This is a genomic window from Geminocystis sp. NIES-3709, from assembly GCF_001548115.1.
Lineage (GTDB): Bacteria > Cyanobacteriota > Cyanobacteriia > Cyanobacteriales > Cyanobacteriaceae > Geminocystis.
Genome location: NZ_AP014821.1, coordinates 4,086,416 through 4,098,581, shown reverse-complemented (window position 1 = coordinate 4,098,581; position 12,166 = coordinate 4,086,416). Strand labels below are relative to the sequence as shown.

9 protein-coding genes are annotated in these 12,166 nt (G+C 33.3%); all 9 read right to left on the bottom strand.

Annotation, left to right across the window (positions count from 1 at the left end; translation table 11 throughout):
- Nucleotides 1–18: 18 nt before the first annotated feature.
- Entirely contained in the window at nt 19–2,256 is a 2,238-nt protein-coding gene (locus GM3709_RS17380) for a CBS domain-containing protein (protein ID WP_066121532.1), read from the bottom strand.
- 103 nt (nt 2,257–2,359) lie between these two features.
- Nucleotides 2,360–3,496, bottom strand: coding sequence for a hybrid sensor histidine kinase/response regulator (locus GM3709_RS17375; RefSeq protein WP_060832911.1), 1,137 nt, complete (start codon nt 3,494–3,496; stop codon nt 2,360–2,362).
- A gap of 236 nt (nt 3,497–3,732) precedes the next feature.
- Nucleotides 3,733–4,413 carry a HupE/UreJ family protein gene (locus GM3709_RS17370; RefSeq protein WP_231937593.1) on the bottom strand — a complete coding sequence of 227 codons (681 nt, stop codon included), beginning with the start codon at nt 4,411–4,413 and terminating at the stop codon, nt 3,733–3,735.
- Nucleotides 4,414–4,509: 96 nt separating this feature from the next.
- Nucleotides 4,510–5,460, bottom strand: a complete 951-nt coding sequence (locus GM3709_RS17365; protein ID WP_060832910.1) for a glutathione S-transferase family protein — start codon at nt 5,458–5,460, stop codon at nt 4,510–4,512.
- Between the two features lie 166 nt (nt 5,461–5,626).
- Complete coding sequence (locus GM3709_RS17360) at nt 5,627–7,624, bottom strand: methyl-accepting chemotaxis protein (RefSeq protein WP_066121530.1); 1,998 nt, start codon at nt 7,622–7,624, stop codon at nt 5,627–5,629.
- A gap of 130 nt (nt 7,625–7,754) precedes the next feature.
- On the bottom strand, nt 7,755–8,303 hold the full coding sequence (locus GM3709_RS17355) for a chemotaxis protein CheW (RefSeq protein WP_066121528.1): 549 nt from the start codon (nt 8,301–8,303) through the stop codon (nt 7,755–7,757).
- A gap of 336 nt (nt 8,304–8,639) precedes the next feature.
- The gene (locus GM3709_RS17350) at nt 8,640–9,005 is read right to left on the bottom strand and encodes a response regulator transcription factor (protein ID WP_060832909.1); all 366 of its coding nucleotides are present in this window, start codon (nt 9,003–9,005) and stop codon (nt 8,640–8,642) included.
- A 465-nt stretch (nt 9,006–9,470) separates the two neighbouring features.
- Nucleotides 9,471–10,214 carry an MHYT domain-containing protein gene (locus GM3709_RS17345; RefSeq protein WP_231937592.1) on the bottom strand — a complete coding sequence of 248 codons (744 nt, stop codon included), beginning with the start codon at nt 10,212–10,214 and terminating at the stop codon, nt 9,471–9,473.
- Between the two features lie 15 nt (nt 10,215–10,229).
- Nucleotides 10,230–11,537 (bottom strand): response regulator, encoded by a 1,308-nt coding sequence (locus GM3709_RS17340; protein WP_066121526.1) that lies wholly within the window; start codon nt 11,535–11,537, stop codon nt 10,230–10,232.
- Nucleotides 11,538–12,166: the final 629 nt, after the last annotated feature.

Genomic DNA, 12,166 nt, shown 5'->3' with positions numbered 1-12,166 from the left:
TTGTTGTTATTGTTTTGTCTAAGTACCGTTAATATGTTTTTGATAACTTTGATGGAATGACTTTCGATCATCTGGATAGACAAATTCGATAATTTGCTCATAATTACCCGTAAAAGTGTCTTTGTTTACTTCAAATATTTCAAATACTTCATCTGACCAATGGGAGAGGTTGGTACGAAAATTATGTTCCCAATGTCCTAATTTAGCAATTCTTTGGGCTTCTTGGAGACGGTGAGAGGTTATTTCTAGTTGTGTTTGAGATTTAATTAATTCTATGTCGTTTAATTTACCTTCCGTAATATCTTCCGCAATGCCACAAATTCTGCAAGTGTTGACATCTGAACTTTTCACGGGGAAAGTGCGATCTAAAATCCAACGAAGTTCACCATCAGGACGAATAATGCGATATTCTAGGGTAGTTTGTTTTCCTAATTTTTGATGTTCATAGGCTTGAGTGACAAGATATCGATCTTCAGGATGCACATTTTCTATGTAGGATAAAGGATTATTATATAAACTTTGGCAGGATTTTCCCCAAGTATGTTCATAACTAGAATTAATATAAAGTACTTGCTCTTGTTGTAAATCCATCAAATAAAAAACTTGATCAATATTTTCCGCTAATTGACGGAAACGACTATCACTCTCTTGGACTAATTTTTCGGCTTTTTGTCTTTCTTTTAGTTCATTTTCTAGGTTGTGGTAATTGATCGACTGTTGAATAGCGATGGCTAAATTAACGACTATTTCTTGAAACAGGGTAATATCTTCTTCCTGCCATGCTCGAAAATCTTCACACTGATGTCCAATTAAAAGTCCCCATAATTGCCCTTGTAAACGAATTGGTACAATTAAAGTGGCTTTTATCTGATATTGTTCTACTAATTCTATATAACAGTCTGGATAACCTGCCGTATAGATATTATTAATGGCTATAGCTTCATCGGTGTTATATTTTGTTCCATTCGCTAAAGATTCTTGAAAACAACAGTCTTCAACTTTATTCCCGATGGATTGAGGTAAACCATCCCTGACAGATTCGGCAACGATAACGCCACTCCAATCAGGCTCGAACTGATATACTAAGACTCGATCGCACATAGAAAAAGCCTGTAACTCTTCCACACAAGTATTTAAAATATCCTCAACATGTAAAGAAACTCGAATACGCTCGGCAATTTCACCGATAAGTTTTTCTCTTTTGACTTTATTGTGTAATTCTATTGTTCTTTTTTTTACCGTTTCTTTTAATTCTCGATTGCGATTATATAAGAGGGCGTATTTTTCTAATTCTAATTGTTTTATTTTTTTTTCTAACATGGTAGCCATGTTGTAGATTTCCATGGGGTTAAGAGCTTGTAGAATATTCGTTTGAGTAACAATACCCAAAATTTCCCCTTGGCTTCCCGTAACTAATAGGCGACGAATGAGATGTTCTTCCATTAACTGTTGTACGGTTAAAAGAGAGTCATTAAGATTAACATTAAATACGAGTGTACTCATAAGAGTATGAACCTGATAATCTTGCAGATTTAAATTTAAGGCTTGAAATTGTACTAAATCTCTTTCGGTGATAATGCCTAACGGTTTTTGTGAAGGATAATTTTCTTGTTGCCTATCTTCATCGGTATCTTTGATTGCCTTACTCTGTATATTCTCCGTAATGACTACACAACTAATTTTATTAATCATCATAATTCGGGCGACTTCTAATAAAGAAGATTGAGGGGGGGTACAAATAACCTCAGTAATCATGATTTCCCTGACTTGACGCAATTTCAGTAAGTCAATGGGGCGAGATAATTGTCTTAAACTTTCGTGGGTAACTAAACCGACAAGATGATCGTCTTGATCTAAAATGGGGAGATGACGAATATGATATTGATGTAATAAGTTAATAACAGAAAATAAATTATCAAATTGTTTTTCTCGGAGAGTGATAACAGGAGATTTCATCACATCACCGACAATAAGGGCATTTAAGGAAGGATAGTCAACACTTAAACGAACAATATCTCTTTCTGTTAAAATACCGATTACTTTTTCTTCTTCCACCACAATGACACAACTAGATCGAGCTTCTATTTCTAAAACATTTTTACTATAATTTTCGTCATGATTTGTCTGACAGAAAGAACGAAGACTACTAATTAAGTTGATGGCATCTCTGACGGTGGTTTGAGATGAGACGATGAGAGGGTGACGAATAATGCAATAGCCTAATTCTTCGATCGTCAAAGCATTATATTTTAACATGGGTTTTCACCTCTTATATGAAGTTCGCTTAAGGGTACTTAAAATGTCGGGTAAAATAAAGATTTTAATTCAGGCTAAAAGCGAATTTTTAAGGAGCTTTCATCTATAAAGTGATAATGGGTAAACTAATCATTACTTTAGTTTCTTGTCGGTAAATGCTCTTAATTTCTAAAACACCATTAACCTTTTTAATGATCATTTTGACCAATTTTAGACCGATACCCACCCCTTGTTGACTATAAGTCTCTCTTTCAAATTGAATTAAAGTGCCAATTTTAGAAATTTGTTCTGGTGTCATTCCTTTACCGCCATCGTGGATAATAATATGAAGTTGATGGTTTTGAATACGGCTAGAAATAGTTACTGGTGAACCTTTAACAGAAAATTTGAAAGCATTATCAATTAACTCTGATAATATAGTCAATAAGTAATTTTCAGCAATGGCAATTTCTGCTTCCTCAATGTCAAAAATGATGTCTTCAATACGATCGTAATTTTTAGCGCATCTTTGGGCGATCAATTCTACAATAGATAAAGAAAAAACACTTTCTTGGGGTAGGATAGAATCATTTGTTGTACCAGATAATTCTAGTTGTAGGTATAAAAGAAATCTTTTGGTTAAATCAACCAATCGATCGGCTGAAAATAGTGCTAATCCTAACAACTCAGACATTTCATCATGATCAAACTTATCAAAATCAGTTTTAAGAATTTGTAAAATGCCGACAACACCATTTAAAGGGGTATTTAATTCGTGGGATAAACTGATAGCGATATTTCCCGTTAGTTCATCCATATTTTTGGCTAAAGTATTAATGGTGTTTCTTTGCAAGATAGAAAATTTCTGAATTTCATCATATTGAGTTTTCATTCTCAACATTGATTTAATCCTAGCCTTTAACTCCACACTGTTAACTGGTTTCCCAATAAAATCATCAGCGCCAGATTCTAAACAATTGGCTAAATCTTCTTTTGAGTTTAAAGCCGTCACCATAATAATTGGTATTGCCTTCCATTTTTGTCTATCTTTAATTTGACGGCATACTTCAAGCCCATCCAATTCAGGCATCATGACATCTAACAGAATTAAATCTGGTGCCTCATTTTCTAATGAGGCGATGGCATCATTACCATTAGAAGCATAATAAAGGGTATAATCCTCGTTGGATAAAAATGTTTCGATAACATCAAAGTTATTCGGTTCGTCATCAACGACTAAAATAGAGGGAGTTTTAATCATCTATATCAAGACTTGTTTAAAGTCTTTTAGGAGTTTTATTTCTATTTTTATTATCACTTATTGCAATGTTATTTGACTGGTGTTAATTCCTATCTTCTATCACCTATCTCCAGCCCTTTCAATGTGTTGATTTGGATTCTCCCAATTCTATTATGCTAAACTATTAGGAAAATGCCAAAATAACAATGCCCTTTTTTCAAAATTTTCAAAAACTTTAAACCCAAAACCATTTCTTTTTATACTCCAAGAAATTGAGAAATAAAAGTTATACCGATACCGCAAATAACACATCCAGTTAATCTTAGGATTAAAGAAGAAGAAGGATTTTTTTGATCAGCAGATTTACGAATAGATAATTTTCCTAACCTATAAGCAATAAAACTTATGATAGTCTGTACGATCGAAAAACCAGCCAAATAAGAAATTAAAGGAGTTGTTTCTGCACCAATAATACTTTCTCCGTAAGCATAACCATGAAAAATTCCAGCTATCAATGCTAATACCATGATAGAAGGTGTTTTGGGTAAATTTCCTTTAGCTAACATTAACCCACTAATCAACACAGAAAGAGCGACAATTAATTCAGTGACAGGTAAATCGATACTCATTAAATGAATTGCTGTACCTAAAATAGAGGTGAAAACAAAACCAATAGGTATAATCATCCCCCAAGGGGATAAACTCCCCAATAATCCTACACCAATTATAAAAGCTAAATGATCTAAACCGATGACAGGATGGGCTAAACCCGACACAAAACCAGTAAAGAAATTATTTGGAGTGACATTCCCCATCGCATGATGAGCAAAAGCAGGAGTTGCTAAAAATAATAATCCGATGGGCAAGGAATAGATCAATTTAGATCCGAGTTTGATATAGTTTTTCATTAAATAATCTCCAAGCATAATTATATTCATAAAGAACTTTATCATTATCCCTTGACCTTGACATTATTCTTTATCTATTAGGGGGATGAATGAGAAATGAGTGAGTACCCTTTTTTACTCTAGATTTTAAGAAAGAGGAATAATACCACTAGGATTGAGAGGAAATAAGTTGCCAAAATAATCTTTTTGAATGACTTTTAAGTCATAGGTGTCCTTAATTGCTGATAAGTTATCAATATCTTTCACATATCTACTTAAATTGGAATAGCTATCGATCGATTTTAAACTACACTTAAACAAACTGTAATAAACTATATCAAAACGAATCAAGGTAGTAAATAAACGAATATCGGCTAAAGTTAATCGATCACCACATAAATAACGATTATTAAGCAGATTTGCTTCAATATCATCTAAAACTGAGAATAAACTGTTACAAGCATCTTCATAAGTCGATTGAGTTTGAGCAAAACCGCAACGATAAACCCCATTATTAACATGATGATAAATTTTTTCATTCCATGAGTCGATCGACAATTTAAGATCATCAGGATAAAGGTTTAATTCAGCATTAGTGGCGAACTGATTAAACTGACTATTAAGAATTATAATAATCTCAGAACTCTCATTATTAACGATGGTTTTAGTTGTTTTATCCCACAAAACAGGTACAGTACAACGTCCTTGATAATTAGGTTGAGATAGTTGATAAAGTTGTCGTAAAGTTTGACAATTTTCTGATAGTTCTTCCATTATCCAACCCCCTTGATTAACCGAGGGAATCACCATTTTAACCTCGATCGAGTTTTCCAATCCTTTCAAAGTTCTCACCATTAGAGTACGATGTGCCCAAGGACAACTTAAACCAACATATAAACAATATCGATCAGCTTCTAGAGTATAAATACTATCGCTATAGGAATTAATTTGATGAAGAAATTGACTAGATGGACGATTATAGCTACCCTTTTCATTAGGTGCTAACTGAGACATCATTAGTTGCCATAAACTTTTCCAGACGAATCGCGCTATGACAATAAAAAAAGATGTTGGTAAAGATTTATTTTGCTTACTCATTTGATAAATATTGCCCTAAAAGGGAAAAGCCCTTGGGAGTCTTGCCATGTTTCGACCCCAAAGGCTTCTCTATTTAACTTCCCCACACCCGAAGCGGATACTTTGATCCTTTATGATAAACAGTATATCTCTTTTTTTTTTGTTTGTCAAGTAAGAGATGAAATTTTTATTCACTCACTTTAAACTGTTCTACCGCCAACTCTAACTGTTGAGCAATTTGTGATGTACCTTGGATTGATTTCACAATTTTTTGCGAATACTCTAATCTTTCTTCGGATTTGTGAGCGATTTGTTCCATTAATTCTTGTACTGTTTGAGATGTTTGAGCCTGAGAAACAGTGGATTGAGAAATGCTTTGCATCAACTGATTAATGTTACGAGAGCGAGTTAACACTTGTTCTAATTGTTGTTTGGTGGTTTCTACTAATTGGGTGGTACTTACTACCTGAGTAGTTCCCATTTCCATGGCATTGGTTACTTCTTGGGTTTCTTGTTGAATTTCTGCCACAATTTTGGCGATTTCTTTAGTAGCAGAGGCAGATTGTTCGGCTAATGCCCCGACTTGTTCTGCAATCACCGTAAAGCCTTGCCCTTGTTCTCCTGCACGATTAGCTTCCACAGTGGCATTAATGGCAAGAAGGTTAGTTTTGAGAGCAATTTCTTCGATCAGAGATACCACCTGAGAAATTTTTTGGGAAGATTCCCCTAAACGTTTCATTTTTTTCGCTGTTTCTCCTACCGTGTTTCTGAGACTGAAGATCGTACTTACTGTTGCGTCCATGCCTTTGGAACTTTCTTCTGTCGCAGAGTAAGCATCATCAGCAAGGGTAGCGGCCTGATTGGCACTTTGAGCAATTTTACTGATGGTTTCAGACATATTTTTTACAGACACCAATGTATCTATGGTTTTATAGTTTTCTTCGATCGCGCCTTTGGTTAATTCTTTGATGGACTCTTCATCTTTTTCTAAAGCAAAAATTACTTGATTACTGGATTTTTGTACTTGGGAAGCAATGTCTTGTAAATTGTCTAAAATAGCGTTACATAAATCGGCAACGGTACTCATTTCCATGGAACTTAAACTCGCTCTCACTGTCAAATCTCCTTCCACAGCACCTTGTAAATCATCGAGTAGTTGATAAATTCCCATTTCTAATTTTTCTTTTTCTTCTTTTTGTTCATTAGCAATGGCTTCTTGTTCTTTAATTAGTTCTTTTACTCGTTGAACTAAACTATTAAAATTATAGGCGAGAATACGATTTTCTTCTGTTCCTTCTAATGTCGCTTCAACTTCTAAATCTCCTTGAGCTACCTGTTTAGCTTTATTGGTTAAATTGATTAAAGGTTCAGAAAAGTTTTGGGCTAAAAGAATAACACTAGCAACAGCTAGAATTGCGAGGAAAAAGGTAAGAGAACCGAAAATAAGGGCTAATTGATTTCCTGCCCGAAAAATCTCCCCCTCATCAACAGATATTACTGCTAGAACATTAGTCTCAGGAATTGACAATATTTTAAAATATCGTTTATTTAAGCGAAATGTTAGTGTTGGAGAACCTTCTATATTTTGAGATTCCCTTAAGTCAATTTGGGCTAGATTTGGTATTTGATTTAATTGACTCAGTAATTCTGGAAAATTATTATTAGACTGATTTTCTAACAAAATTTTTGCAACTTGGGTAATGGCTTCTCCTTCAACAATTTTATCTTTTGGTATATTTAAAGTTTCAGATACGATCGAATTTAATAAATTACCTGTTTGAACATCGATAATTTGTAAAACCCTTGTTCCTACAATTTCCTTCTTTAAAAGATTGCTCAAGACTTCTTGCAAAGTTTTTGATGATACTTCAGTCGCTTCTAAAGCCACTCCATTTTTTGAACTGGTCAAAGAGCCTACCGTTCCTAAAACAGCAATTTCTTCTAGGCGATTTAACTCATCTCTTTCCGCCCGATAACCTGTAATATTGATAGTAATAGAACTAGCTACAATTAAAGGGATTAAAGTTGTAGGTAAGATAGTAGTTAAGAGTCTCTGTCTGAAAGTTCCTCCTTTTTTGATCTTGTTTTCACTTTCTGGATTATTTTGCCCTGAAGATTTGAAAGAAATATCTTCTTTTTCTGAAGATTGAGCTTCTAAAGGAAAGGTGGCATTTTGACTGATCATGATTTTATATTATTAAAAAATAAAATTATTAAATAGGTTAGGAGTAGCACATCATCACTAAAAATAGAGGATTTCGAGATTTCTCTCTATGGCTCGGAATGAGAGAACCTGATTATTAGTACTATTGATATTAAAAACTTTTCTTAACTATCTTAGCTAGATCTAAAACGGCTAAAGTTTGACTTTCATCTATAATCCAACCGTTAATATATTCAAGAAGGCATTGTTCTTGTTCGGAAAAAGAAGATGAGAAAGGATAGTATTTTTCTGGTTTTTTTTCGGTTCTGGTGATGCCTTGAATTTTATCTATTGCTAAACCTAGCCATAATTCTGATGATTTGTTGTCAAGAAAAGAGGCAACATTAATCACAATTAAATGAGATTCTCGTGCATAACTAGGAATGGGAGTTAAATCAAGCAACAGGGGTAAATCAATCACAAAAAAGACTCGATCACGAGAATTAATTACACCCATCACAAAAGGAGACATTTTCGGTACGGGAGTAATTTTATCTCGATCAATTATCAGTGATTCTGTAACATAATCGATGGAGATTAAAGTAGTTAACTCAGAATTTAATTGAAATCTTAAGTAGCGATCGCCTCTTATTTGTGTCTTTTCAAATAGCTGTGGTAGTAATTCCCGCAATTTTGAGGAAACAGAAGAAGATTCAGACATGATAAGGCATTAAGGACTAAAAATGTTGTATATAGACGATAGAAGCCAAGGGATTTAAACCCCTTGTTATATCAAATTCGAGTAATCAGCTATAAAAAGATTTGAATTGTTTGCTTCCCTACATTCCCCAATACGGGGAAATTATGTTTTTGTGAATGAATAAAATTCTCTCAAAAATGCACAAACATTGGGAATTTTTCTACCATTCGACTTGTGCATCTGTCTAGTCTTCAAATTATAATTTGAACTTGGGGATCATTAAAAACATAACATAAATTTACAAATAGTTGATTAGAATTAATTGTATTTTTTATTATGATTAATATCTAATTAAAATTAACGATCGATGGCCGATTTTACTGCATTGATCAAATCTTCCTTTGTACATGGTTTTACAATATAAGCCGTAACTCCTTGCCTAGTTGCCCACATTTTATCAACATCTCGATTCTTTGCCGTACAAGCAATCACAGGAATACTTGCTGTATCGGGGTTTTTTCTGAGTTGACGGCATAAATCCAATCCTCCCATTTCTGGCATCATCCAGTCAGTTACAATAATATCTGGTTTGTTATTATCTACTTTGTCAAGGGCTTCTTTACCACTGTTAGCCGTAACTACTTCGTAACCTGCCTGTGTAAGGTATTGGTTTAGTAGTTCTAATTCGGCTTTCATATCATCAACTAATAATACTTTACTCATACTTGGTTGATTAAATTTTGATTTTGATTTAATATACTAAAAAGATGTGGGAAAAATTTAAAGAAAGATTATATATTATGTATTACTGTATTTTTTTCTGATCTTCTTACCATAATATGAATCATACTACCAAAGATCATCATTTCACTCATCGTTGGCAAAAATTCATAATCTTTAGTTAATCTTCAATGATGCCCAAATCATAAAATTATTTATTTCTCATTAAATGAATTAATGATATATAGGCAAAGGGTTTAAATCCCTTGTTATCATGGATTTAAGAAAAACAAGGGGCATCGATCGATTTTGCGTACCTACTTACCATATATTGTACGTCAATAATTTTTAAACAGTTTCTAATCAAGGATTTATGCACTAATACCATTATTCTGTCATTGGGATTCATCGAGACGAATCTCAAAACTCTATATTTTTTGTAATGATGCGTAAACCCTATAATCTATTTTAAACCGATCGATTCCAACTGGCGTTAAGTAAAACTATATAAATAATTGCAAACATTCCAATCACGGTAATGCCAACAGATGAACCAATTACTTGACTATCTAAAAAGTTAACCTGAGATAATAAGGAGTTTACATCAATTTTGAATTTAGCCGCCGCCATGCCTGTGTAGTGCATGGAAAGTACTGCAGCCCCCATAATTAAGGAAGCAATAATTTTATAAAAAGAATAAAGAGAGTTTTTCTTCATCTGTCTGAGACTAATCACTATTTTCATGGCCGCAAAAGAGACAACAATGGCAATAATTACAGATAATGTAACGATAATCGGATCATAGTTAACTGTCGCAGATACTCTCATGGCTGCCATCCCAATATAGTGCATACCGGCGATCGCACCTCCCATAGTGATAGAAGCAGCTATAAGGGTTTTTAAATTAACTAATGGTTGAGTAATAATATATAAACCTTGTACACAGCCAATTACCGCCGCTAAAAGAGAAATTAAAACGAGGAGAAAATCATAGCTAATTTCCATGCCCATAGAAAAAGCCGTCATGGCGATAAAGTGCATACCCCAAATACCCATCCCCATTGTCATAGCACTAATGATTAACCAAGTCCAACGCTCGATGCCTTTATTTAAAACGATTTCATTGGACATCTCGATCGTAAAAAAACCTGCCCCTACCGCAATGATTGCTGATAATATCACAAGGGGAATATCATAGGTAACGTCTATCATAATAATAAGTTAATTTTATAACAAGTATTTATTTACAATAACTAATAATTCCTCTTTCGTAAATGGTTTAGGCAAGAAGTTATTTGCACCGATCGCTTCTATTTTTTCTTTGGTTAACATATTAGTATTGCCACTGACAATGATAATAGGAATTTTTTTGAAAGTGGGACTACTACGCAAGATTTGACAAAGACGATTACCATTAATATTCGGCATTGATAAATCAAGTAATATTAAATCCGGTTTACTGGCAAACAGAGAGGGTAAACATTGCATGGGATTTGCCACTGTCAAAGTTTCATAATTTTGACTTCCTAGATAATCCTTAATGGTATCTAGCATTACTTGACTGTCATCAATACAAATAATTTTAGGGATTTTCGATGAGTTAGAAGGGGGTTTTTGCACCGATAGGGAAATATTATTATCTGTATTGCTGGGGGAAGACGTTGTTGTGGATTTTAATGATGAAGGAGAAATATTGATTTTCTCATCGGAAGAAGTAAAACTTCTTTCTTTTTTTTGTGAATTAGGTACAAAAAGGGAAGAAACACTATTAACAGAAGGAATTGAAGGTAATTTATCAAGGGGAGATTTAGGAGTGTCGAGGACAATAATGTTATGTTTGATATAAGGATATAATATTTGACCTAGTTTCAAGTCATCTTGCTTAAGAAGAAAGCTAATATTTCTGAGACTTTCACCCTTCATGGTGCTCACCAACTTATGTAGTATGGAAGGGGTGAGATTTGCTCCTTGTATTTTCGTTGATAGTAGGCTTAAATTTGGACAAGAAGGGCGTTGATGAGGTGAAGAAATAAAGGGTTGTAGCTTTTGCCATTGACTAACTCTGTCTTTCATTGCATCAATGATTTGACCACTCCCTTTAATACTATTATGATTAAATATTATTGGGGCTCCCATCGAGGATAAAGTCTTATCAATTTCCCACTTAGTGAGTCCTTCGGGTAGGCAAATAAAAGATTCGATCGCATCTTCTGTTAATTTTTGTAATAAGATATTTTTTTGCGTCGTGTTAATGTGGTTTTGTTCTACTAATTCTTTAATAGTTAATAGTAAAAAAAATAGACTATTTGCCTTTGTAAAAGAAGAAAAGATAATATTTGAAATGGGAATTTTTAAATATATTAAATAACTTTTTAGAGTTTCAAGGGACTGCAAACTGTGTTGAGCATATTGTATTTTGCCTTCCACTAAATAAATATTCCATTTAACATAATTTGTGTGAATTTGTAAATGTCCAGTTTGTCGATTTTCGGAGATTTTTCTGAGGATTTCTAAAGGAGGATATTCTTCGTTCATTTTATCGAAAGTTTAATAAATAAGTTTAATTAAAGAATTACTGCACAGCATATGTTTAAATCAATTCTTTTAACTATCTCCTACCTTCATTGAAAATTTTACAGTTCATTCAAGTAATATAGAACCTATTTGACATTTACGTCTGTAACCCTAATAAAAAGGTCTTGAGGAGATTAAAACATTTCTCCTGAAATTATTACTATGTAATCATTCTAAAAAAGATACCAAATGGGTTCTATAAGGTAAAGTTCGTAGTGATGCCTTTAGGTATTTATAAGCCTTTTAAGGCTTACCACAAACTGATATAAAAAAATCAAATAACAGAAAGATTTGTAATATTTTGATGTCAAAAGATATTTTTTGAAAACGATCAAGGTCTAATCTAAAAAGATTTCTTTACACCTTTGTGTCTTTGCGAGATTTTATTATACCTTAATTACGGTTTACTGAATAAATCAGAAAGCCTAAAAATCGAGGGTTTAAAAATACCACCCTAACAAAAAAGTGAGCCGTTTTAGCATTTTTTTCAAAAACTTAACACTTTTGATACTATTCCCTCCGTAAAATATTTCTGTAATTATTATTAATACGAAGATTGGGTTCTTGATTTATAAGTATTTCTCCTATAT

What these genes read in the sequence shown, in the direction of transcription:
- GM3709_RS17380 (WP_066121532.1), bottom strand. Translation starts at nt 2,256, where the DNA reads ATGTTAAAATATAATGCTTTGACGATCGAAGAATTAGGCTATTGCATT.
- GM3709_RS17375 (WP_060832911.1), bottom strand. Translation starts at nt 3,496, where the DNA reads ATGATTAAAACTCCCTCTATTTTAGTCGTTGATGACGAACCGAATAAC.
- GM3709_RS17370 (WP_231937593.1), bottom strand. Translation starts at nt 4,413, where the DNA reads ATGAATATAATTATGCTTGGAGATTATTTAATGAAAAACTATATCAAA.
- GM3709_RS17365 (WP_060832910.1), bottom strand. Translation starts at nt 5,460, where the DNA reads ATGAGTAAGCAAAATAAATCTTTACCAACATCTTTTTTTATTGTCATA.
- GM3709_RS17360 (WP_066121530.1), bottom strand. Translation starts at nt 7,624, where the DNA reads ATGATCAGTCAAAATGCCACCTTTCCTTTAGAAGCTCAATCTTCAGAA.
- GM3709_RS17355 (WP_066121528.1), bottom strand. Translation starts at nt 8,303, where the DNA reads ATGTCTGAATCTTCTTCTGTTTCCTCAAAATTGCGGGAATTACTACCA.
- GM3709_RS17350 (WP_060832909.1), bottom strand. Translation starts at nt 9,005, where the DNA reads ATGAGTAAAGTATTATTAGTTGATGATATGAAAGCCGAATTAGAACTA.
- GM3709_RS17345 (WP_231937592.1), bottom strand. Translation starts at nt 10,214, where the DNA reads ATGATAGACGTTACCTATGATATTCCCCTTGTGATATTATCAGCAATC.
- GM3709_RS17340 (WP_066121526.1), bottom strand. Translation starts at nt 11,537, where the DNA reads ATGAACGAAGAATATCCTCCTTTAGAAATCCTCAGAAAAATCTCCGAA.